Consider the following 23216-nt stretch of genomic DNA (forward strand, 5'->3'; position numbering starts at 1 on the left):
CCAGAATGCCAGACGCCGTTGAGCCTCAGGCGCCCTGATCCGCTAGAGCCAGATAGAGAATTGGAGAGGCTTAATGACCGACCACACCACCGACGGCGGGGACGACAACGGCAAGCTGCTGTACTGCTCCTTCTGTGGCAAGAGCCAACATGAAGTGCGCAAACTCATTGCCGGCCCCTCGGTATTTATATGCGACGAATGTGTGGACCTGTGCAACGATATCATTCGCGAAGAAATCCAGGAAAGCGCCTCCGAAGGCAGCAGCGACCGCCTGCCTACGCCTCAGGAAATTGCCGAAATCCTCGATGACTATGTCATTGGCCAGAAACGCGCCAAGAAGGTGCTGGCCGTGGCCGTATATAACCACTACAAGCGTCTGCGCGTAGGGGAGAAGAAAAAGGACAAAGAAGACGTCGAGCTGGGCAAGAGTAACATTTTGATGGTAGGCCCCACCGGTAGCGGCAAGACGCTGCTGGCAGAGACCCTGGCTCGCCTGCTGAACGTTCCTTTCACCATCGCCGACGCCACCACCCTGACCGAAGCCGGTTATGTGGGGGAAGACGTCGAAAACATCATTCAGAAGCTGCTGCAGAAGTGCGATTACGATGTAGAGAAAGCCCAACAGGGTATTGTCTACATTGATGAAATCGACAAGATCTCGCGCAAGTCCGATAACCCCTCCATCACCCGTGATGTCTCCGGAGAGGGTGTACAACAGGCACTGCTGAAGCTGATTGAGGGCACTGTAGCCTCAGTACCCCCGCAGGGTGGACGTAAGCATCCTCAGCAGGAATTCCTGCAGGTGGACACCTCCAATATCCTGTTTATTTGCGGCGGCGCCTTTGCAGGCCTCGACAAAGTCATCCGTGACCGTTCAGAGAAGGGTGGTATCGGCTTTAACGCTGAGGTCAAGAGCAAGGACGACAGCAAGGATGTGGGCGAAACCTTCAGAGAGCTGGAGCCTGAAGATCTGGTGCGTTACGGTCTTATTCCGGAATTTGTCGGCCGTTTGCCCGTGATCGCCACTCTCGAAGAGCTTGATCTTGCAGCCCTGGTGCAGATTCTCACGGAACCCAAAAACTCCCTCACCAAGCAGTACGGCAAGCTGTTTGAAATGGAAGGGGTGGATGTAGACTTCCGTAAGGACGCCCTGGAGGCCGTAGCCCAAAAAGCCATGGACCGCAAGACCGGTGCCCGCGGTCTGCGCTCCATCATGGAATCCGTACTACTCGACACCATGTACAAGATCCCCTCCGAGGAAGGTGTCAGCAAGGTCGTTGTTGACGAATCCGTCATTAAGGGTGAATCCGAGCCGCTGCTGGTTTATGAGAGCACGGATGCGGGTAACGGCGACGCAGAGCTGGAGCCGCCCAAGGCTGCTCCCGAGGAGTGAGTTAAGGGTTGTCATCAGCTGACCGCACTTTGCGCTATAAGCGCGAAAGCTGTACGAAAAGGGGCTTATAAGCCCCTTTTTTTATGTTTTTATCCCCTCAAAAGTTGTATTTCCGGCCATCAGCCCCCATTCTTTTAGCTAAACTGACACATGTCTTTACAGACGGGTCCCCGAAAGAGATTACCCATGGAACAGAGCGACTTGGCTGATATGAACAGCACCGATTTACCCCTGCTGCCACTGCGAGATGTAGTGGTGTACCCCCACATGGTCATTCCCCTGTTCGTCGGCAGGCAGAAGTCCATAGAGGCTCTGGAGCAGGCCATGGCAGCAGACAAGCAGGTTCTGCTGCTGGCCCAACGCAACGCATCCGACGACGATCCCGGCGCCGAAGATCTCTACGAGATTGGGACGGTTGCCAGTGTCCTGCAGCTTCTGAAACTGCCGGACGGTACGGTTAAAGTTCTGGTGGAAGGTGGAGAGCGCGCCCGCGTCAATAACATCGTTGACGAAGAGAGCTATTTCCGTGCCGAAATCGACGTTCTGGAAAGTCAGGAGATTCCTGCCAACGAATCCGAGGCACTGCTGCGCTCGGCAATGGGCCAATTCGAACAGTACGTCAACCTGAGCAAGAAAGTCCCGGCCGAGGTCATGACCTCGCTATCCGGCATTGACGAACCCGGGCGACTGGCCGACACCGTGGCCGCTCACATGAGCCTGGATCTCGAGCAGAAGCAGGAAATCCTGGAAATGTTCGATATCCGAGAACGCCTCGAACACCTGCTTGGTTTGATGGAAGCCGAAATTGACCTGTTCCAGGTGGAAAAACGCATCCGCGGCCGCGTTAAGAAGCAGATGGAAAAAAGCCAGCGCGAGTATTATCTGAATGAGCAAATGAAGGCCATCCAGAAAGAACTCGGCGAAATCGGCGATGAACCCAGCGAGATGGAAGAGCTGGAAAAGAAAATTGCCGATGCCAAGATGCCGGAAGAAGCCGAGAAGAAGACCCGTGCCGAGCTGGGTAAGTTGAAGATGATGTCGCCCATGTCCGCCGAAGCCTCGGTGGTACGCGCTTATATCGACTGGATGGTGAACGTTCCCTGGTCCAAACGCAGCAAAGTCCGACATGATCTGAAACGTGCCGAAAAAGTCCTGGAAGCCGATCACTATGGCCTTGAGGAAGTTAAGGAACGTATTCTCGAATACCTGGCCGTGCAGAAACGTGTCAAGAAAATCAAAGGCCCTGTGCTCTGCCTGGTAGGACCACCCGGTGTAGGTAAGACCTCGCTGGGCGAATCGATTGCCCGTGCCACCAATCGCAAATTTATCCGTATGGCCTTGGGTGGCGTTCGGGATGAAGCTGAAATTCGCGGCCACCGCCGTACCTACATCGGTTCTCTGCCCGGCAAACTGATCCAGAAAATGGCCAAGGCCGGCGTTAAGAATCCACTGTTCCTGCTCGACGAAATCGACAAGATGGGTATGGATAACCGCGGTGATCCCGCCTCAGCGCTGCTGGAGGTTTTGGATCCGGAGCAAAACAATACGTTCAACGATCACTACCTGGAAGTTGATTACGATCTGTCTGATGTGATGTTTATTTGCACATCCAATTCCATGAACATCCCCGGTCCCCTGTTGGATCGTATGGAAGTTATCCGTATTCCCGGGTATACCGAGGATGAAAAGGTCAACATTGCACAGCGCTACCTGATTCCCAAGCAAATGAAAAACAACGGGCTGAAAAGTGGCGAGCTGAGTGTCGACGAACAAGCCATTCGCGACGTGATCCGTTACTACACCCGTGAAGCCGGCGTTCGAGGCCTCGACCGAGAAGTGGCCAAGCTTTGTCGCAAGGTGGTTACCCGCCACGTAAAAGACAAGTCTGTGCAAGAGGACGTGGTTGGCGCCGAAATGCTGGAGGACTTCCTCGGTGTCAGGAAGTTTGACTACGGTGTGGCAGAAGAAGAAAACCAGGTTGGCCAGGTTACCGGTCTGGCCTGGACACAGGTCGGCGGCGAATTGCTCACCATCGAATCCTCAGCCGTTAAAGGCAAGGGCAGGGTGGTCAAGACAGGTTCTCTCGGCGACGTGATGCAGGAGTCCATCCAGGCCGCTATGACGGTGGTGCGCTCGCGTGCGCAGGTGCTCGGTGTCGCCCCCGACTTTACCGACAAGAACGATCTGCATATTCACGTTCCGGAAGGCGCCACACCCAAAGATGGACCCAGTGCCGGTATCGCCATGTGTACCGCACTGGTATCAGTTCTTACGGACATCCCTGTCAAGGCCGATGTGGCCATGACCGGTGAGATTACCCTGCGGGGCGAAGTACTCAAGATCGGCGGGCTCAAAGAAAAACTGTTGGCGGCGCATCGCGGTGGCATCAAGACCGTTTTGATTCCGATTGATAACGAGCGCGATCTGAAGGAAATACCCGATAATATCAAAGCCGACCTGACCATCATTCCGGTTAAATGGATCGACCAGGTATTGGAGGTAGCTTTACAGCACATGCCAAAGCCATTTACCGATGAAGAATATGAGGCATTGGAAGCCGCTGCACAGGATGACAAGCCGTCAAAGGCTCGCATCAGCACCCACTGAAGGAACAATCTCGACCCCGCGCCAAGCCACGGCTGGCGCGGAAATCGAGCGTATTGGACGCAATCTGAGCACTTGTACGCAAAGGCGGTTTTTTCTCCCAATATCGCCTTGACCCGCCTGATGGCAGTTGGTATAAATCCTCCTTCCTTGCATTTAGCAGGCTTGGGGGCGAGCAAAGGGGATTGCATCCTTCCTACCTTCTTTCCCGTATTTTTTGATATTTAAGCAATTTATAACAAGGGGTTTAGTGTGAATAAATCTGAACTGATTGAAGCGGTAGCCGCGTCTGCTGATATTCCAAAAGCTGCAGCCGGTCGTGCCGTTGACGCTATGGTTGAGGCCATTACAGGAGCGTTAAAGGCCGATGATCAAGTTGTACTGGTCGGTTTTGGTACTTTCTCTGTCAAAGACCGTGCTGCGCGCACTGGTCGTAATCCGCAGACTGGCGAGCCCATCGAAATCGCCGCTGCCAAGATCCCCAGCTTCAAAGCCGGTAAGGCTCTGAAAGACGCCGTTAACTAAGTCGTTAGCACGCTGGCGCACAAGCGAGAGCTTTAAGCCTCTGCGCTTGTAGAGAATTTGAAAGGCGCATCCAGGATGCGCCTTTTTTGTATTTGTATATTTTTTAGACAGTCTGATCTCCCGAGGTCCCCATGTTGCAGGCTTTTCGCGACAACCTTAAAGGAACCATGGCCATTATTATTGTTGGCCTGATGATTATTCCTTTTGCCCTGTTTGGTGTCGATTCTCTCTTTCTTCAGGACACTACCCAAGGCAAAGCCGCCGAAGTTAACGGCGAACCCATCACAGAAATGGACTTGACCCGAGCCCTGCAGATGCAAAAGCAGCAGCTCCTGAGCCGTTTTGGTGAGCAGATCCCCGCCGATATGATCAGCGATGAAGTCCTCCGCACACCGGTTTTAGAGCGCTTGTTGCAGCGGCAATTGCTGAAGCAAAAAGCGGAGGAGGGCGGCATGGCTGTCAGTGATGCCGCTCTGGATCAAATGATTGTAGCCACACCGCAATTCCAGCAGGACGGTCGCTTCAGCGCTCAGCTCTATACCCAACTGCTTCGCACGATGGGTTACACACCTGCCAGTTACAAAAGCCAGTTGGTAGAAGATCTGCTGGTCAACCAGCACGCCAGCGCGCTAAACGCCAGCGCCTTCGTGACGCCCGGCGACATGGAAACCCTGACCGCACTGACGCAACAAAGCCGCAGTTTCTACTACCTGACACTTCCCTATGAAAAAGTCGCAGAGGGAATCGAGGTTAGCGGCGAAGAGTTGAATACCCACTACGACAATAACTCTGCCCAGTATATGTCGCCGGAGCAGGTGTCGATCGAGTACATCGAACTCAACCTTGACGATTTGGCCGATATTACCGATGTCGATCCAGCGGAAGTGCGTGAACAGTACCAGCAGGAAGTGGAGAGCTTTGAAGCGGGCATCCAGCGCCAGGCGGCTCATATTTTGATCGAAGATGGTGACAACGCTGAAACCAAAATCGACGAAGTACAGCAGAAACTGAATGCCGGTGAAGATTTCACCGAGCTGGCAAAAACCTATTCCGAAGATCTGGGTTCCAGCGAATTTGGCGGTGACCTGGGTATGACCGATGGTTCCACTTTTCCGGAAGCGTTTGAACAGGCTCTGGCATCCCTGGAAGTCGGTCAAGTGTCCGGCCCGATCGCAACCGACGCCGGCACTCACTTTATCAAGCTGATCGCTGTGGAAGAAGTAGCGCCACCAAGTTTTGAGGAAGCCAAGGGAGACATCGAAGCCAATCTGGCACTGGCCACTGCCGAGTCCCGGTACCTGGAACTGCTTGAGGAGCTCCCAGACGCAACCTATAACGCGGTCAGTCTGGAAGATGCCGCCGAGTCTCTCGGGCTGAATGCCGTGGTTTCCGAGTTGTTCAGTCGCGATGGTGGCACCGGCATTACCAATAACAACCAGGTTTTGGCGGCCGCTTTTGGCGACGATGTTCTGAACCAGGGGCTGGCGAGTGATGTCATCGAGCTGACCGACAACCACGTGATCGTGATCAAACTTCGGGAACACAAACCATCGGCGGTTAAACCTTTTGCAGAGGTCGAAACTGAAATTCGCGAAGCGCTGACCCGCAATAAAGCCGCTGAGATATTAAGGCAGCAGGCTGAGCAACTGGCGGAGAAGGTGAAATCCGGCACCGATGTTGAAACCGTTGCCGCAGAGGCCGGTGTTGAGTGGCAGGTTAAGGCGGGTGCCAAGCGCAGTGACCTGACTGTCGATCGCGCATTGCTGGAGCATATTTTTGCACAACCCAAACCTGCGGATAAACCTCTGATCACCACCCTGCAACTGGACAGTGGGGACTATGTCGTGGCGCAGTTGACTGTTGTTGCGGCCGGTGAGCTGCCCGAGATGACACCAGAACAGAAACGCTCCATTCGTCAGCGCCTGGCCCAGGAACTGGGCAGCGGTGAACTGGGAGTGTACCAGGCGGCGCTTAAGCAAGCTGCACAGGTAGAGGTTTATTAAGCGCTATTCTCTGTAGCAGCCCGCTCTGAGGGCGACTGATTTTTAGCGGCATCGTGCAGACGTTGTCGCGGTCGGAGCCCACTGCTACGGGTAGGGAAAGCGATCTGGCAGTGCGCTGAGGGCAGCCGGTTTTTGGTTGCCCTGAGCGACTGGATACCGGCTAAACACCAAAGCTGGCTTCCATCAAATCGCGGGTGTATTGCTCCCGTGGTGAAGATAACACCGACGACGTCCGTCCGTACTCCACAATCGACCCCTCCTTCATCACGATAATGTCGTGGCTCAGTGCTTTCACCACTTTAAGGTCGTGACTGATAAAGATATAGCTGAGTCCACGACTTTCCTGTAGTTTGCGGAGCAGGTCTACGACCTGTGCCTGCACCGCCTTATCCAGAGCCGACGTGGGTTCGTCCAGAATCACCAGGCGCGGATTAAGAATCATTGCCCGGGCGATGGCGATACGCTGACGCTGACCACCTGAGAACTCGTGGGGATAGCGATGACGCATGTCGGGGTCCAGCCCCACCTCCTGCATGGCACCGATAACCTTTTGCTCCCGCTCTTCGCCGGCTAATTGATGGTGAATCTCCAGACCTTCACTGATAATTTGTGCGATCGTCATGCGTGGACTGAGACTGGCGAATGGATCCTGAAAGACGATTTGCAGGTGCTGCCGTAGAGGTCGTAGCTGCTTTTCCTTTAATCCATCCAGACGCTGTTGTTGAAACCGAATCTCACCCTCGCTTTCCAGCAATCGCAAAATGGCCATTGCCAAGGTCGATTTGCCCGATCCGCTTTCGCCAACGATACCCAGTGTCTTGGCCTTGGGCAGGGTAAGAGTGGCCTCCTTCACGGCATGAAAGAATTCCACCGGTGTGCCCCACAGGTTTTTACGGGTTGGGAAGGACACTTTAACCTGATTCAGATCCAGCAGAACCTCTCCGCTGTGCTCAGGGGTCGCCGCCGGTTGACCGGAAGGTTCGCTATCGATCATTTCTCGCGTGTAGGGATGTTGAGGTCGATCAAACAGCGCCTGGGTAGGTTGTTGCTCCAACAGCTGCCCTTCACGCATCACCGCAACTCTGTCAGCCATATAGCGCACCACCCCCAGGTCGTGGGTGATCAGTAACATGGCCAGGCTGCGTTTGCGTTGAAGCTCTTTCAGAAGCTCGAGTATCTCCCTCTGAACGGTCACGTCAAGTGCCGTTGTCGGTTCATCGGCCAATAGCAATTCAGGTTCATTGGCGAGTGCCATAGCGATCATGACGCGTTGACGTTGACCGCCAGAGAGTTCATGGGGATAGGCAGTCAGGCGTCTTTCCGGGTCCGGTATCTGAACCTGTTCCAGCAACTCAATGACCACAGCACGTGCCTGTTTTGATTTAATCCCCCGATGCTGACAGATGACTTCACCAATCTGTTTTTCAACGGTGTGCAGTGGGTTCAACGCCGTCATTGGCTCCTGGAAGATCATACCGATGCGATTGCCCCTAACGGACTGCCACTGTTTCTTCTTCAGGCTGAGCAGGTTTTCTCCCTTAAACCAGATTTCTCCGCCGGGATGAAAAGCCATAGGGTAGGGTAACAACCCCATGATGGTCTGAGCCGTAATGGATTTGCCGGAGCCGGATTCGCCCACCAGTGCCAGTGTTTCACCCACATCGATTTCAAAACTGACACCGTCCACGACGGTTACATCCTCGGCGCCCTGGTGAAAAGCCACCGACAGGTTGTCGACACACAAAAGCGGCGTTGTATTGTCCTTGCGGTTCATCAACGGGTTACCAATCTGGGGTCAAAGGCATCTCGGACACCTTCGCCAATAAATACCAACAGGGTTAGCATACCCGCCAATACACCAAATGCCGTCAGCGCCAGCCAGGGAGCGTGCAGGTTGGCTTTGCCTTGCGCAACCAGTTCACCCAGTGACGGGGAGCCCGGCGGCATGCCAAATCCCAGAAAATCCAGTGAGGTGAGCGTGGTCACCGAACCCGACAACAGAAAGGGCACCAATGTCACCGTTGCCACTACCGCGTTTGGAAGAATGTGCCGTCTCATTATGGATCGATGAGGCACACCCAGGGCACGAGCAGCCCTTACATAGTCCAGATTACGCCCGCGCAGAAATTCAGCCCTCACCACATCCACCAGAGCCGTCCAGCTGAACAACAGCATGATACCCAACAACCACCAGAAACTCGGCGTTACAAAGGCCGACATAATGATTAACAGAAACAGAACTGGCAGACCGCCCCAGATTTCCAGAAACCGCTGCCCCAGCAAGTCCACTTTGCCGCCAAAGTACCCTTGCAACGCGCCAACCGTCACGCCAATAATGCAGCTGCCCAGGGTCAGAACCAGTGCAAATAGAATCGAGACACGAAAACCGTATATTACTCGGGCAGTGACGTCCCGGGCCTGATCATCAGTGCCGAGCCAATTGCGAGCCGTGGGTGGTGAAGGGGCTGGATGCTCCAGATCGGAGATGTGGGTGTCGTAGCTGTAAGGTATGGGTGGCCACATGATCCAGCCATCAGGTTCAATCAGTTCAAGAACGTAGGGGTCGGTGTAATCCGCCTCCGTATCAAAGTCTCCCCCAAAAGCCGTCTCCGGATAGGTTTTGAAAATGGGAAAGAACAGCTGTTGCTGGTGAACGATCATCACCGGCTTATCGTTGGCAATCATTTCTGCGAACAGCGACATAAAAAACAACAGCAGGAAAATCCAAAGACTGCAGCTGGCCCGTCGATTGCGGAAAAACGCCTGATAGCGGCGCTGGTTCAACGGGCTGAGTTTTTCAAACAGACGTCTGGTCACTCACTTCCCCTGGGTATCAAAATGAATGCGGGGGTCCACCATCACGTACACCAGATCCGAGATCAGCTTCACCACCAGGCCTACCAGGGTAAAGATGTAAAGTGTACCGAAGATCACCGGGTAATCACGTGTCTTAACGGCTTCAAAACCCAACAGACCAATGCCATCGAGTGAGAAGATCACCTCAATCAGCAGCGATCCGGTAAAGAAGATACTGATAAACGCTGCCGGAAAACCGGCAATAATAATCAGCATGGCGTTGCGAAAAACGTGTCCATAGAGCACGCGACTTTCACTCAATCCTTTGGCTCTCGCGGTCTGTACGTACTGCCGGTTAATTTCGTCGAGGAAGGAGTTTTTGGTCAGCATGGTCAATGTTGCGAAGTTGCCGATGGTATAAGCCAGGAGGGGCAGGAAAAGGTGCCAGAAATAATCCCCGATCTTCTGGACAGTACTAAACTCTTCAAATCCCGGTGAGGTCAGTCCTCGCAAAGGAAACCAGTCCAGAAAACTACCACCGGCAAACAACACAATCAGTATGATGGCAAAAAGAAACCCGGGAATGGCATAGCCTATGATGATCGCGGCGCTGCTCCATACATCAAAGGCGGTTCCGTGTCTGACCGCCTTTTGTATCCCGAGAGGGATGGATATCAAATAGACAAATAAAGTACTCCACAGACCCAGGGAAATAGAGACGGGCATTTTGTCTTTGATAAGATCGATAACCGTATGGTTGCGAAAGAAGCTCTCACCGAAATCAAATACCAGGTAACCGCCCAACATGTCGAAAAAGCGTTCATGTGCGGGTTTATCAAAGCCGTAAAGAGCATGAATTTTCTCAATGACTTCTGTTGGCAAGCCTTGCGAGCCCCGATACTGACTCTGACCACCAATGGCCGTAGTGGCATCGCTGGAGGAACTGCCAATGCCTCCAAGTGTACCGCCACCTGTGTCATGGCCCTCCAACTGGAAGATCATCTGCTCAACCGGACCGCCGGGTGCTGCCTGGATGATGACAAAGTTCACCACCATGATCCCGAGCAGGGTCGGAATCATTAGCAACAATCGACGCAGTATATAGATACCCATGGGGAAAGCTTACACCACCATCACTGTGCGTCTTTGGCCCACCAGGTCATTAACCCGGTCTGGTAGACAAGATCATAGATTGGGCTGATAGCGGGGCGCTCATATCGATTCCAATAGGCGATGCGATGGCTGCTGATATGCCAGGCCGGAATCACAAAATGGCGATTCAACAAGACACGGTCGAGGGCTCGGGTGGCCACAACCAGCTCCTCGCGGCTGTGCGCTTCAATGACCTTGGCTACCAGGTCGTCAACGACCGGATCAGAAATACCGACCAGATTGCGACTACCGATTGAATCCACTGAAGCGGAGTGCCAAAAATCCCGCTGTTCATTACCTGGGCTTAGTGATTGCGAGTACACGTGGGAAATCATGTCGTAATCAAAATTGCGTCGTCGCTCAATAAACTGAGAGGGATCAACCCTGCGCAGCTTGACCATGATTCCAAGCTTTTTCAGACTCTGGATAAACGGATTAAGAATACGTTCCGAGCTTGCGTCAGTCATTAATATGTCAAACTTGATGTCTTGTCCCTGAGGAGACTTGAGTTGCCCACCGCCGAGCTTGTAGCCCGCCTGCTCCAGCAGTTTCTTGGCAGCTCTGAGATTTTTGCGATTGCGATCATCTCCGGTGCTTCGTGGAGCCTTGAACGCCTTTGTAAACAATTCCGGGGGCAGCTTGTCCCGATGGGGCTCAAGTAACTTCAATTCAGCAGCAGAGGGCAGGCCGCTAGAAGCCAGCTCGGAATTGGAGAAATAGCTCTCGGTGCGGGTATAGGCGTTATGGAACAGGTTCTTGTTGGCCCATTCAAAGTCAAATGCCAGAACGATGGCTCTGCGAAGCGTTTCATCCTGAAAAATGGGTTTGCGAAGATTAAACAGGTAACACTGCATGCCTGTAGGATTCTGGTGGGGTATTTGTTCCTTTTGTATCCGCCCCGATTGCAGTGCATCGCCATCATACGCCGATGCCCATAATTTCGAAATCCGTTCTCGACGGAAGTCGTATTCGTCTGCCTTGAACGCCTCTAAAGCCACAACATCATCGCGATAATAGTCGTAGACCATTTTGTCAAAATTGTAATGCCCCTTCTGAACCGGGTGATCTCCTCCCCAATAGTCCTTAACCCGTTCATACACAATGGAACGACCGGCATCAATGCGGGCAATTTTGTAGGGGCCGCTTCCGACCGGAATTTCAAGACTGGATTCCGAAAACTTGCGGTCTTTCCAGTAGTGCTTTGGTAAAACGGGTAACTGGCCCGTGATCAGCAAAGTTTCACGACTGGCATTGCTCTTGAAGTTGAATTTCACCCGGTGTTTGTCCAGAGCTTCCGCCGAAGTAATGTCGGCGTAATAGAAAGCGTAAAGCGGTCTGCCTTCTTTGATCAGTAGATCGAATGTAAACGCGGCATCCTCTGCTGTAACCGGCATCCCGTCATGAAAGCGTGCCTCAGGGTTGAGATGGAAAATCACCCAGGATCGATCCTCGGGGTATTCCACCTTGGTCGCCAGCAAGCCGTATTCCGTAAAGGGCTCATCCGCTGAGCTGGTCATCAGAGTGTCGTAGATTAACCCAAGCCCTGTGGCCGGCGTCCCCTTGGCAATGTAGGGATTAAGGCTGTCGTAGGTACCAATACTATGCAGCCGCAGAGTGCCTCCTTTAGGCGCACTGGGCTCAACGTACTCAAAGTGCTTAAAATCTGACCCGTACTTTGGGTCGCCATGCATGGCAATGGCGTGGGTCTTGATGATTGTTGACTCAGCAAGTGCAAGCTGACTGGTCACCGTCCACAATCCAGCCAACAACAAAGAGCCCAGACAAGCCAGGCGGAAAGAGCGAAGAAACAGCATCACAGTGGTGTGTCCTTTTGGGTTATCGCATCTTAATTATGACCGTAGGTTACGGATTTTTCTCCTTATTTCCAGTGAAAGCGTGTTTGAAGCGGGTTTAACCCGCGTAGAAATAGATTACACTTAGATGCAAGCGAACACGGGAAGACTATCAGCGATATGGCGATAAAAGGATTGGATAAGTGGGTGGAGCGACTGGGCCAGCGGGAAATGCCGGTGTTGGCCAACGTGATTACCGAGCTCAATAATCTCACCGGTGATGACGACACCGAAATCAATCAATTGGCGGATGTCATCCTCAAGGACCCCAACCTCACCTCCCAGGTCCTTAAAATAGCCAATAGTGTTCAGTACAACCCCTCCAGTTACCCCATCAACACCGTCAGTCGGGCCATTGTTCTTATCGGTTTTACCGGTGTACGCGCCATCTGCATCAGCGTCATGGTCATCGATTCCCTGCTGGGCAAGCAGCCTAAAGAGCGTTTGCTGCAGCAGATGGCCCAGGCATTCCACTCCGCAACCCAGTCAAGACTGCTGGTGAAACGCACGGATGCGGATGTACAGGAGGAGGTGTTTATCGCCGGCTTACTGTACCATCTCGGCGAAATGGCCTTTTGGTCCACTGGAGGAGAAGCGGTGGAGCAGGTAGACGCTCTGCTGGATGACAATGGACTGAATCTGGAGGAAGTCGCGGGCAAAGTGCTGGGGTGTGATTTTGCCTCCATTACCCATTCCCTGGCGGGAAACTGGAACCTTGGGGAAACCCTGCAACAATCTCTCAAACCCTCCGCGCAACCGTCCTCAAAGGTTCAGGCGGTCTGTCTCGGCGAAGAACTCAGCCGCGCTGCAAAATTGGGCTGGGAATCCGCGGAAATGGAAGACGCCATCTACAAAGTCACCCGTTTCACCGGATTGAGCTATGTTGACGCAAGACGGGCAGTGGAGGAAGCCGCAGAGGAAGCTGCCAGTGTGGCCCTGACCTATGGAGCACCGCAAGTGTGTCCGCTTATTCCCAATCGCCAGCGGGAGGAGAAAGAGAAGCCGGTGGTACTGGAGCCTGCACTGCCGGAACCCCTGCAGGCAGATCCGGAACTGCAGCTCAGCGTCCTGCGGGACCTCTCCAATGCACTGATGGAGAAGCTGGACGTGAATGCAATTTTTCAGATGGTACTGGAAGGTCTGCATCGGGGTATTGGTCTGGAGCGCGTGGTACTGGCCTTTGTACAAAAGGATCAGGTAACTGCCAAGTTTGTACTGGGAGAGGGCACTGACGGTTGGCGTGAAAAGTTCGACTTCCCGGTTGAGCGCGGAGCGAACAATCTATTTTCCCACGCTATCAAACAGGGTGAGCCTGTATGGGTAAGCCAGGAAGACATGGGGCAACGCAGTCGCTTTTATGACCCGGATGTAAAAAAGCTCCTGGGAGAACACCCCGCATTTGTTTCTGGCATTTTTCTGGGTCCCCGGTGCATTGCCATCTTTTACTGCGACCGCTGGAAACTGGGGGGCACGCTGCGTGAAGATCAGTTCCAGAGCTTTCGCCACTTTATGGTGCAGACTGAGATGAGCCTGAAGATGCTGGCCGAAAAACGACCAACACCAAGACCATAGAGAATTATTCAATTTGTGCGGGTGACGTCCACAAACAGGGTAAGAGACTGACCCGGGTGGATATAGCCATTCTTTTTGATCGGGTTCCAGGCCAGGATTTCATTCACGCTCAAGTTGAACTTACCGGCGATTCTTGCCAGTGAATCACCTTTGCGCACTTTGTAAGCGAGCTTGCGAACCACTGGCTTGGTTGTATTCCTCGGCATCTTTGCCTGCGTCAATGGGGCGGATGCTTTCCAGATAACCAACTTCTGTTTTACCCGCAGCGTATCCTTGGGTGCCATGCCATTCCACTTGGCCAGCTGACTGACATTGACACCATGGGCTCTGGCAATCGTCCACAGTGAATCACCGGATTTAACCGTATACTGAATCTTGCGGGCGCTCTCGCCGCCGCGGCGCTTCGACTGGGTCCGCTTCAGACGCTCGTCCTCGCTATAGGCATAGTGCTTGGCCGAAGCACTGGCCTTTGGAATCAACATCATCTTGCCTGCACGAATATTGTTGCCGCGAATGTTGTTGTGTTCGCGCAGCACCGCCGGTGTGGTATCGAAACGCTTGGCGATGGCGATCAGGGAGTCACCGGACTTGATTTTGTAACGCTCCCAACTGACCCTTGCTGACAGCGGCAACTGCTGCAGATTGCGGCGAAAGCCCTCAGCCTTGGCAACCGGTACCAGCAACCGATGAGGCCCCTTGGGATCGGTTGCCCAGCGATTGAACCCCGGATTGAGCTTGTAGAGATCATTGATGTCCATTTCGGCCAGATCCGCCGCCTGAGCCAGATCAATCTGTCCGCCGGTGTCCACGACATCGAAGTAAGGTTTATTGGGGACCTCGGATAATTGCACTTGATAGCTCTCCGGGTACATCACAAGGCGACTCAAGGCCAGGAGCTGCGGAACGTAGGCACGGGTTTCACGAGGTAAGCGCAAAGACCAAAAATCGGTGGGCAAGCCTTGACGCTTGTTCTTGCGAATGGCTTTGCGGACATTGCCCTCACCGGTGTTATAAGAGGCCAGCGCCAATAACCAATCGCCGCCCATACGTCGATGCAGGTCCGAAAGGTAATCCAGGGCCGCATTGGTAGACGCCACCACATCCCGGCGCCCGTCATACCACCAATTCTGCTTAAGACCATATTGGCGACCTGTGCCCGGGATAAACTGCCACATACCGGAAGCCCGGCCATGAGAGTAGGCGAAAGGGTCGAACGCACTCTCAACGATCGGCAGCAGGGCCAGTTCCATGGGCATGCCACGTGCCTCGATCTGTTCCAGAATGTAGAAAAGATAGCGACTGCCGCGCTCACTGACCCGGGCCATGTAGGAAGGATGCTTCAGATACCAATCCAGGTGCTTGTCAATTCGGGGGTGTTGAATTCCTCCCAGGCTATAACCCGCCCTTAACCGATTCCACAGATCGTCGAATTCAGGCTCGGGAAATGCCGACAATTGCTCCCCGGAAACCTCACATTCGGCCAGGCGTTCAAGCCCCGGGTAAACCCGCTCTGGCGATTGCGGCCTTTCAGGCGTGGCGGTGATGACCTTCGGTGGGAGCGTAGGTGTACTGCAGGCAGCGAGCGTTAGTAGGAACAACGCTGGCAGGATCAGGCGAATCCGAGGCATATTGACCCTTTGGGGTGGCACTAAGGCATTATTATGGGTGAAAGGGCGCATTTTACGGAAGAGCAACAAGTGCGTCAATTTGTTGCAAAATAGCGCCGAAATGCGGCAAAAGGCCAGCAAATGCGCTAGAAATTATCCTTCCAGCCCCTCACCGCCGCGAAGGATTCAGCATTGTTGGATGGGCGCGTACCAGTGTGATGTTCTGCCGCCGCAATCACCGATGATTCTGCCACCCGCAGGAACGGGTTGGTTTTAAGCTCAACTCCAATAGAGGAGGGCACTGTAGCCTCCCCCCTGGCACGCTGCTGTTTAACGGATTCCACCCTGGCAACCAAATCTTTGTTTTCCGGTTCCACAGCCAAGGCAAAGGCCAGATTGGATTCAGTATACTCGTGGGCACAATAGACGGCGGTCTCTTCCGGCAATACCGCCAGGCGGGCTAGAGACCCCTGCATCTGCGCCGGTTGGCCCTCAAACATGCGACCACAACCACCGGCAAAAAGAGTATCTCCAGAGAACAGAATCCGAGCCTCATCGCTGAAGTAGGCAATATGATCGAGGGTATGGCCCGGCACCTCCAGAACCTTAAAGCCCATGGCGCCGTCCTCCAAATCCAGATACTCATTATCCTTAAGAGGATGAGTGATCTGGGCAATATTGTTGGAATGGGGGCCGTAGACCGGAATATTGCGATTTTTGAGCAGATCATCTACACCACCGGTATGGTCCCAGTGATGGTGAGTGACCAGAATTCCCGCCAGCGTCAGACCATGCTCCTGTAACGCCTTCTCAATGGGCTGGGCATCGCCGGGATCAACCGCATAGGCCCGGTTACTGCCTGAGTGGTGAAACAACCAGAGATAGTTGTCACTGAAAGCGGGTACACGGATGACATTGATCATAATACGTCCAACAGCTTGAAGAATGGTGCTCAGTGAGCATAAGCGGCATAATAACCGAGGAGTTCAAGGTGAACCAGGAGGAATAATCGTACCGGCATGAAGATTCTGGAGGCGATCAACCGGGTGCTGCGTTGGGCCGAAAATCGGCACGGACCACAGCCACTACAACACTCAATGCCCGAACTGAAGTCCTGGGTGACCTCGCCGTTGGCCTGCAACATCCTCAGTGAAGAGAAAGCTCAGCTGGACGATTCTCTGGGTGAGCTGTTTGGCTACCACCTATTGGAATTGAGCTGTTTCGATACCGAGCTGCTGAGCACCAGCAGCCGCATCAACAACCGCTTTCGCCTCGCTCCTGTAGAGGGCTTCTCTGCCGGGGCACTTGCCGAGTTCGAGCAACTGCCTCTGCCGGAGGAATCCATCGATGTCGTACTGCTCCATCACGTACTCGAATTTTCCCCGAACCCCCACCAACTGCTGAGGGAAGCCAATCGGGTACTCATACCCAGAGGACATCTGCTCATTGTGGGCTTCAACCCCTGGAGCCTGCAAGGCGTGTACAAGGTGTTGGCTCAGTGGCTTAGCGCCGCACCATTCTGGCGCCGACATTCACTGCGGGCAGGGCGCATACACGACTGGCTGCGTCTGCTCGATTGCGAGCCGGTTTCCATCCAGCGAGGCTTCTACCGAATTCCCGTCAATCACGCAGGATTGTTGCGCCGTTTCGGCTTTTGGGAGCGACTCTGCCGAAAATTGCACCTGCCGTTTGGGGGCTACTATGTGCTGCTGGCACGCAAGGATCGCATTGCCATGCGCCCCATCAAGCCGCTCTGGTCTCAGCTGAACCCCATGGCGGGGCTGGTGATCGGCAAACCGGCATCGCGTATGCCCGATACTGCCCGGGAAACACCGGTTACCCGCACACAAGCGCAAAGCAATAGCCGTTAACGCCTGGCCCCGGTACACTTCCTCCCCCTGTTCACAACAATATTCTCAACTGCAAGAGGTAATGAGTGAAGCACGTTGAACTGTTCACCGACGGCGCCTGCAAGGGCAACCCGGGCCCCGGAGGCTGGGGGGCGCTGTTGCGCTATGGCGAAAAAGAGAAATCTCTCTGCGGCGGCGAAGCCAAAACCACCAACAACCGCATGGAGCTGATGGCCGCCATTGAAGGGCTTCGAGCCCTTAAAGAGCCCTGTCGGGTAACTCTGACAACCGATTCCCAATATGTACGCCAGGGCATCACCCAGTGGATGTATAACTGGAAAAAGAACGGCTGGAAAACGGCTGCCAAGAAACCGGTAAAAAATGATGACCTCTGGAAACAGCTGGACTCGGAGGTCGCCCGCCATCAGGTGGAGTGGCACTGGGTAAAAGGCCATTCCGGTCATCGGGAAAACGAAATCGCAGATGCCCTGGCCAATCAGGGCATTGAACAACTATGAGAATCTCCTTATGAGACAAATCGTCCTGGATACGGAAACCACCGGCCTGGAGCCCTCCCAGGGGCATCGCATTATCGAAATCGGCTGTGTCGAGGTGGTTAACCGCCGGCTGACGGGAAAACACTACCACCAATATATTCGCCCTGAACGGGAGGTGGATGAAGGTGCTATTGAAGTTCACGGAATCACCAACGAATTCCTGGCGGACAAACCGGTGTTTGCACAGATTGCCCATGAATTTCTCGATTTTGTTCAAGGGGCTGAGCTGGTGATTCACAACGCACCTTTTGATGTCGGATTTATCAACCACGAGTTTCGTCTCCTCAAGCCTGCGTACGACCCGATAGAAAACAATTGTGGGGTTGTCGATACGCTGGTGATGGCGCGGCAGAAGCACCCCGGCCAAAAGAACAATCTGGACGCCCTGTGCAAGCGTTACGGCGTGGACAATTCCCAGCGTGACCTCCACGGTGCTCTGCTCGATGCCGAGATCCTGGCGGATGTGTATCTGCTGATGACGGGTGGACAAACCAATCTGCTGTTGGCTGGGGAAGGCGGTGATAACGCCGAAGGCGCTAGCGGTGGCGGAGCCGCCAGTGGAGTTCGCCGCCTCATCGGTGAAAGACGACCACTACCAGTGATCAGTGCTACCGCAGAAGAGCTGAGTGCCCATGAGTCCAAGCTCGATCAGCTGGGAGAAGGGTGCGTGTGGCGACGGCAATAAATCAACTGCCGAACATAGAATGAAAAAGGGGGCTTAAAGCCCCCTTTTTTGATTTCGGTAGCAATGCTGAAGTTACAGTGTCGCCGATACCAGAGCCAGACCGACACCACCCAGAACGATGGTGTAAGGCAGCGCCATGATGACCATGCGACCGTAAGACAGGCGAATCAGCGGGGCCAGCGCGCTGGTCAGCAGGAACAGGAAGGCCGCCTGACCATTAGGGGTGGCAACACTGGGCAGGTTGGTACCAGTGTTAATGGCAATCGCCAGCTTTTCGAAGTGCTCACGAGTGATATCACCGGCATCCATCGCGGCACGGACCTCATTGATGTATACCGTCGCCACAAACACGTTATCACTGATCATGGAGAGCACACCGTTAGCCACAAAGAACATGGCTGGCTGGACCGACTCTTCCATCGCCAGAACCGCATCAATTACGGGGGAGAACAGGTGCTGATCGTGAATCACAGCAACGATCGCGAAAAACACCACCAACAGCGCGGTAAAGGGCAGGGCCTCTTCAAAGGCGTGGCCAATCTGATGTTCCTCAATGACGCCATTAAAGGCTGTCAGCAGCACGATGATCATCAGTCCGATCAGGCCGACTTCCGCAATATGAGTTGCCAGGGCACCCACCAGAATCAGAGCCACGACGCCTTGAACCACCAACTGCATGGAATCGCGACGGGTACGCTTCTTTTCTTCCTCGGCTGCGTAGTCTTCCAGCACGCTGCGAACCGCCTCAGGCAGTTCCACGCCGTAACCCATAATCTTGATCTTCTCCAGCAGTGCGCAGGTAATCAGACCTGCGAAGAAGACAGGGAAGGTAATCGGCGCCATCACCCAGATAAACTCCATAAAACTCCATTCCGCCCGCTGTGCGATCAGGAGGTTCTGGGGTTCACCCACCATCGTACACACACCACCCAGTGCCGTACCCACGGCGCCATGCATGATCAGGCTGCGCAGGAAGGCGCGAAAACCTTCCAGATCACTGCGGAAGTACTCATGAACATGCTGATCGTCTGAGTGGTCGTGGTCATCATGGTAAATTTTCTTGCCAGAGGCCACCTTGTGGTATACGGAGTAAAAGCCCACAGCCACACTGATTAATACTGCCGTTACGGTCAGCGCATCGAGGAACGCCGACAATACCGCCGCCACCACCGAGAACAGCAGCGACAGGAGCATTTTGGAGCGAACACCAATCAGGATCTTGGTGAACACATACAACAGCAGGTCCTTCATAAAGTAGATTCCGGCCACCATAAACACCAGCAGCAAGATCACCTGCAAGTTACCTTCCACTTCGTGGTAAATGGTTTCCGGGGTCGTCATACCCAGAATCGCGGCTTGAATGGCCAGCAGCCCACCGGGTTGCAGAGGGTAACACTTGAGTGCCATAGCCAGAGTAAAGATAAATTCACCGATCAATAGCCAACCGGTCACGAAAGGTCCGGCGGTAAACAGTAACAGGGGATTCAGAATCAGGAAGAAGATGATTGCCTGTTTGTACCAGATCGGAGCAGAACCTAGAAAGTTCTTAAAAAATGCCTGGGGGAGGGTTTGAGCCATATCTCTCTTCCTTTGCGCCGCTGCCCGAGCGGTCTTCAAGTGATCGCTGGCACGCCGCGCAAGCGGCAGCCTCGTTAACCCTATAATTACCGGGGTCTATTCTGGCGGGAGACCCGCCAGTCGGTAATCGGGTAGCTGCAAACTACCGAGTTCCTGAAAAAATTCAAGTATTTCAATAAGATCACACTGTAATTTGACACGAATTTTGAGATTATAGCCGCACTGTTGGGACGTGGAGCTATATTTAGCTAAGCCGGCGCTCAAAAAGCAGGCAGGGCGATTACTTTTGGCTCAAGCGTCAAATTTGAGTCCATAGCGGAAGGAAGGGAATTGGAAGAGAGGTGAACGGGTGACCGGTTTGAGACCTGAATCATGGCAGACCCGCCCCTCTGAACACTAGACTGCGGCTTTCATTAGAAGGAATTCCGTCCCGCTGGCCAGTTCGCCGGCGGTTAACCCAATAAAGGAACGATTAACGTGGAACACAGTGATTCGGTCAACGTCAGCTCGCTCAATCTGGTCGCTGACGAGCTAGTATTGACCATCGAGCAGGCAGCCGGCCAGCTCGAACAATTTTCCACCACGCCAGCCAACAGTGAACCGCTGGACACCTGCATCGAGTTGATCGAACAAATTCGAGGCACTCTGAGACTTATCCAGCTCCACGGCGCAGACCTGTTGGCCGAAGAAATACTGATTGTCACCAAGGAATTGAAATCACCGACGGATGAAAGCGCTCCCCCCCAGGAACAGACCCTGGGCGTGCTGAGTTCTGCATTCTTTATTTTGCCCCGCTACCTTGAATATACCCAGCAAACGCGCCGAGGCATGCCAATCCTGTTGATCCCGCACATCAACGAACTGCGCCAACACCGAAAAGCGGCGCTGTTACCGGAATCCCACTTTTTTAGCGTCGACCCATCGACCCCGTTTCAGAGTCCCCGAAAAACCATCGCGCTTCCCGACGACGAATTCCAACCGCTGATGCGACGCCTTCGCCACATGTACCAGGTGGGGCTGCTCAATACACTGCAGGGCAAGCAACCCCGCAGTGCGCTTGGAATCATGCAGCGCGGCCTGGAAAGACTGGAAATCATCACGGGCCAGCGTGCCATGGCCAAACTCTGGTGGCTGGCAGCGGGCGCCCTGGAAGCGTTGCGCACCGATGATATGGAGCTCAGCAAATCCCGCAAGATGCTGCTGACCATGATCGACCGCCAGATCAAACCCATACTCGACAAAGGTGCCCAGGCACTGGAAAACCAACCTCCACCAGCCCTGGTGACGCAATTGGTTTTTCTGGTGGCTCTGGGGCGCAAGCGCAGTAACCGCGGTGAGCAGATCCTGTCAACATTCGGCGTCCAGGCCCTTGCCTATGGCGACCGCGAGTTGCGCCAGGAAAGTGAAGCACTGAAGGGGCCCAGCGCCAACACCGTCTCCTCTGTAGCCGCGGTATTGAAGGATGAGCTGCGCCACACCAAGGAAATGTTGGAAAACGCCTCAGAGGCAGCCACCACCACCGAGCAAGACTATAACGAGCTCATTGGAACCCTGACCAAGGTGTCGGATATTCTTTCGGTTATGGGGCTGACTTCCGCCAGCACCACCCTCAAAGAAGAAGTGAGCAAGATCGAGGCGTGGCGAGACGGTGGTACCGAAGCGGAGACTGCAGATCTGCTGGAGCTCGCAGACGCGCTGCTGTATGTGGAAAGCACCGTCTCCGGCCTTGAAAATCTTAACCTCTCAGACGAAAAACTGAGCCACGCCAATAATCTGGCGCGCCAGGAGGTTATCGCCTCCTCACAATTGCGGGAAGCCGAGCTGATTGTGATCAAGGAGGCCGAAGCCGGCCTGGCACTGGTGAAACGGGCACTGAGCTCATTTGCCGAGTCAAATTTTGACCCGGGTCATATCAAGAATGTGGGCTCGACGCTGAACGCCCTGCGGGGTGGCATGATTATTCTCAACCTGCCTCGAGCGGCCGCCGTAGCCACCGCCTGCGTGGCCTTTATTGAAGATACCCTGATCAATAACGACCAGCCTATTGCCCTGCAACAACTGCTGGAAACCTTCGCCGATGCCATCATCGGCGTTGAATACTATCTTGACGCCCTCAGGCATGATCGCGACAGCGATGATTCGGTTCTCGAAATTGCGGAGGAAAGTCTGCAGGCATTGGGCCATGGAGTACAAACCCGCTGATGTTTATTCCAAGTAGCCAACCCCAACCGTCAGCCACAACCGGTGAGCAACCCAACCGATGCTACCTGCCTGTTTCAAATGGGCAGTTGCTCTGTTCTGACGATGTTCCCTGGGGGCCGCTTGACGCCTCACTCTGGCGCTTTAGCAATCCTCAACTGGACGCCCCCCAGTTTTACCTGGGCGATTATCGGGGCCAACATTGTTACGTCGTGGCATTGCGGGACCTGCCCGACGTGCACGGTCATCACTGGCAGGGTCTGCGCAATCTGCTGGGGCTTCTGGATGAGGCTCACTACGAAATGGCCGCGCGGGCGCTACAAGTGGTCAATTGGGATCGTGATCATCGCTTTTGCGGTCGCTGTGGAGCACCCACCGAAAGTCACGAGGAGGAACGGGCCAAGGTTTGCCAACCCTGTGGCTTGCAGTTTTATCCGCGTTTGTCACCCTGTGTGATCACCGTCATTACCCGTGACGACCACTGCCTGCTGGCTCATAACCCCGCATTCCCGGCACGCTTTTTCAGTGCCCTGGCAGGATTTATCGAAGCCGGCGAAACCATTGAGGCCGCTCTGCGCCGCGAGGTATTCGAAGAAGTCGGACTAAACGTCGGTAGACTGCATTATTTTGGCAGCCAGGCATGGCCATTCCCGGGGCAGCTGATGATCGGCTTCCACGCCGAGTATGAGAGTGGTGACATCGCCATCGATGGTATCGAAATCGAAGAGGCCAACTGGTATCGCTACGATCAGTTGCCGTTGGTTCCGCCGCCTTCAACTCTGTCCGGACAGCTGATTCAGGCATTTGTGCAACGCCACCAAAGCGGATAAAACAAAATAAGG

General features: G+C 54.1%; 17 protein-coding genes. 10 read left to right on the plus strand and 7 right to left on the minus strand.

Features of this window, described 5'->3' with window-relative positions; all coding sequences use genetic code 11:
- The first annotated feature begins 73 nt into the window (after nucleotides 1-73).
- The 4 genes from clpX (at nucleotide 74) to HBA55_RS29975 (ending at nucleotide 6525) form a co-directional block, all read left to right on the plus strand.
- On the plus strand, nucleotides 74-1393 hold the full coding sequence (gene clpX / locus HBA55_RS29960) for an ATP-dependent Clp protease ATP-binding subunit ClpX (protein WP_166999096.1): 1320 nt from the start codon (nucleotides 74-76) through the stop codon (nucleotides 1391-1393).
- A gap of 186 nt (nucleotides 1394-1579) precedes the next feature.
- Nucleotides 1580-4000, plus strand: a complete 2421-nt coding sequence (gene lon / locus HBA55_RS29965) for an endopeptidase La (RefSeq protein ID WP_166999098.1) — start codon at nucleotides 1580-1582, stop codon at nucleotides 3998-4000.
- 249 nt (nucleotides 4001-4249) lie between these two features.
- The gene (locus tag HBA55_RS29970; protein ID WP_166999100.1) at nucleotides 4250-4522 is read left to right on the plus strand and encodes an HU family DNA-binding protein; all 273 of its coding nucleotides are present in this window, start codon (nucleotides 4250-4252) and stop codon (nucleotides 4520-4522) included.
- Between the two features lie 131 nt (nucleotides 4523-4653).
- On the plus strand, nucleotides 4654-6525 hold the full coding sequence (locus HBA55_RS29975; RefSeq protein ID WP_166999102.1) for a SurA N-terminal domain-containing protein: 1872 nt from the start codon (nucleotides 4654-4656) through the stop codon (nucleotides 6523-6525).
- 160 nt (nucleotides 6526-6685) lie between these two features.
- Here the strand turns inward: HBA55_RS29975 and HBA55_RS29980 are convergent, their stop codons facing one another.
- The 4 genes from HBA55_RS29980 to HBA55_RS29995 are packed head-to-tail and all read right to left on the minus strand — an operon-like array spanning nucleotide 6686 to nucleotide 12287.
- Entirely contained in the window at nucleotides 6686-8299 is a 1614-nt protein-coding gene (locus HBA55_RS29980; RefSeq protein ID WP_166999104.1) for an ABC transporter ATP-binding protein, read from the minus strand.
- Complete coding sequence (locus HBA55_RS29985; protein WP_166999106.1) at nucleotides 8299-9342, minus strand: microcin C ABC transporter permease; 1044 nt, start codon at nucleotides 9340-9342, stop codon at nucleotides 8299-8301. Before HBA55_RS29985 ends, HBA55_RS29980 begins: the two co-directional genes overlap by 1 nt.
- The gene (locus tag HBA55_RS29990) at nucleotides 9343-10434 is read right to left on the minus strand and encodes a microcin C ABC transporter permease YejB (RefSeq protein ID WP_166999108.1); all 1092 of its coding nucleotides are present in this window, start codon (nucleotides 10432-10434) and stop codon (nucleotides 9343-9345) included. It lies immediately after the preceding gene.
- A gap of 20 nt (nucleotides 10435-10454) precedes the next feature.
- Nucleotides 10455-12287 (minus strand): extracellular solute-binding protein, encoded by a 1833-nt coding sequence (locus HBA55_RS29995; RefSeq protein WP_240946370.1) that lies wholly within the window; start codon nucleotides 12285-12287, stop codon nucleotides 10455-10457.
- A 159-nt stretch (nucleotides 12288-12446) separates the two neighbouring features.
- Between HBA55_RS29995 and HBA55_RS30000 the strand changes: the two genes are divergently transcribed.
- Nucleotides 12447-13898, plus strand: coding sequence for an HDOD domain-containing protein (locus HBA55_RS30000; protein WP_166999110.1), 1452 nt, complete (start codon nucleotides 12447-12449; stop codon nucleotides 13896-13898).
- A gap of 8 nt (nucleotides 13899-13906) precedes the next feature.
- Here HBA55_RS30000 and HBA55_RS30005 read toward each other — a convergent pair whose 3' ends face one another.
- Together HBA55_RS30005 and gloB are read right to left on the minus strand one after the other, a co-directional pair.
- The gene (locus tag HBA55_RS30005; protein ID WP_240946362.1) at nucleotides 13907-15526 is read right to left on the minus strand and encodes a lytic transglycosylase; all 1620 of its coding nucleotides are present in this window, start codon (nucleotides 15524-15526) and stop codon (nucleotides 13907-13909) included.
- 125 nt (nucleotides 15527-15651) lie between these two features.
- On the minus strand, nucleotides 15652-16428 hold the full coding sequence (gloB, locus tag HBA55_RS30010) for a hydroxyacylglutathione hydrolase (RefSeq protein ID WP_206020033.1): 777 nt from the start codon (nucleotides 16426-16428) through the stop codon (nucleotides 15652-15654).
- A gap of 96 nt (nucleotides 16429-16524) precedes the next feature.
- Here gloB and HBA55_RS30015 point away from each other — a divergent pair, with 96 nt between their 5' ends.
- The 3 genes from HBA55_RS30015 (at nucleotide 16525) to dnaQ (ending at nucleotide 18597) form a co-directional block, all read left to right on the plus strand.
- Nucleotides 16525-17376 (plus strand): class I SAM-dependent methyltransferase, encoded by an 852-nt coding sequence (locus tag HBA55_RS30015; protein ID WP_166999112.1) that lies wholly within the window; start codon nucleotides 16525-16527, stop codon nucleotides 17374-17376.
- Nucleotides 17377-17441: 65 nt separating this feature from the next.
- Nucleotides 17442-17873: a ribonuclease HI gene (rnhA, locus tag HBA55_RS30020; RefSeq protein WP_166999114.1), complete on the plus strand. Its 432-nt coding sequence runs from the start codon at nucleotides 17442-17444 to the stop codon at nucleotides 17871-17873.
- Between the two features lie 10 nt (nucleotides 17874-17883).
- A complete protein-coding gene (gene dnaQ / locus HBA55_RS30025) occupies nucleotides 17884-18597 on the plus strand; it encodes a DNA polymerase III subunit epsilon (RefSeq protein ID WP_166999116.1) in 714 nt (237 codons plus the stop codon).
- 72 nt (nucleotides 18598-18669) lie between these two features.
- Here the strand turns inward: dnaQ and nhaB are convergent, their stop codons facing one another.
- Nucleotides 18670-20175 (minus strand): sodium/proton antiporter NhaB, encoded by a 1506-nt coding sequence (nhaB, locus tag HBA55_RS30030; protein WP_166999119.1) that lies wholly within the window; start codon nucleotides 20173-20175, stop codon nucleotides 18670-18672.
- A gap of 477 nt (nucleotides 20176-20652) precedes the next feature.
- Here nhaB and HBA55_RS30035 point away from each other — a divergent pair, with 477 nt between their 5' ends.
- Complete coding sequence (locus HBA55_RS30035) at nucleotides 20653-22377, plus strand: FimL-related protein (protein WP_166999121.1); 1725 nt, start codon at nucleotides 20653-20655, stop codon at nucleotides 22375-22377.
- Complete coding sequence (gene nudC, locus HBA55_RS30040; protein ID WP_166999123.1) at nucleotides 22377-23204, plus strand: NAD(+) diphosphatase; 828 nt, start codon at nucleotides 22377-22379, stop codon at nucleotides 23202-23204. Before HBA55_RS30035 ends, nudC begins: the two co-directional genes overlap by 1 nt.
- Nucleotides 23205-23216 lie beyond the last annotated feature (12 nt).

This window comes from Pseudomaricurvus alkylphenolicus (genome assembly GCF_011683955.1).
In the GTDB taxonomy this organism is placed as follows: Bacteria; Pseudomonadota; Gammaproteobacteria; order Pseudomonadales; family Cellvibrionaceae; genus Pseudomaricurvus; species Pseudomaricurvus alkylphenolicus.

Excerpts from the sequence above, each read along its gene's own strand:
- HBA55_RS29990 (WP_166999108.1), bottom strand. The coding sequence starts at position 10,434 with ATGGGTATCTATATACTGCGTCGATTGTTGCTAATGATTCCGACCCTG.
- dnaQ (WP_166999116.1), top strand. The coding sequence starts at position 17,884 with ATGAGACAAATCGTCCTGGATACGGAAACCACCGGCCTGGAGCCCTCC.
- HBA55_RS30005 (WP_240946362.1), bottom strand. The coding sequence starts at position 15,526 with ATGCCTCGGATTCGCCTGATCCTGCCAGCGTTGTTCCTACTAACGCTC.
- HBA55_RS29975 (WP_166999102.1), top strand. The coding sequence starts at position 4,654 with ATGTTGCAGGCTTTTCGCGACAACCTTAAAGGAACCATGGCCATTATT.
- HBA55_RS29980 (WP_166999104.1), bottom strand. The coding sequence starts at position 8,299 with ATGAACCGCAAGGACAATACAACGCCGCTTTTGTGTGTCGACAACCTG.
- HBA55_RS30000 (WP_166999110.1), top strand. The coding sequence starts at position 12,447 with ATGGCGATAAAAGGATTGGATAAGTGGGTGGAGCGACTGGGCCAGCGG.
- HBA55_RS29995 (WP_240946370.1), bottom strand. The coding sequence starts at position 12,287 with ATGCTGTTTCTTCGCTCTTTCCGCCTGGCTTGTCTGGGCTCTTTGTTG.
- clpX (WP_166999096.1), top strand. The coding sequence starts at position 74 with ATGACCGACCACACCACCGACGGCGGGGACGACAACGGCAAGCTGCTG.
- gloB (WP_206020033.1), bottom strand. The coding sequence starts at position 16,428 with ATGATCAATGTCATCCGTGTACCCGCTTTCAGTGACAACTATCTCTGG.
- nhaB (WP_166999119.1), bottom strand. The coding sequence starts at position 20,175 with ATGGCTCAAACCCTCCCCCAGGCATTTTTTAAGAACTTTCTAGGTTCT.
- lon (WP_166999098.1), top strand. The coding sequence starts at position 1,580 with ATGGAACAGAGCGACTTGGCTGATATGAACAGCACCGATTTACCCCTG.
- nudC (WP_166999123.1), top strand. The coding sequence starts at position 22,377 with ATGTTTATTCCAAGTAGCCAACCCCAACCGTCAGCCACAACCGGTGAG.
- HBA55_RS30015 (WP_166999112.1), top strand. The coding sequence starts at position 16,525 with ATGAAGATTCTGGAGGCGATCAACCGGGTGCTGCGTTGGGCCGAAAAT.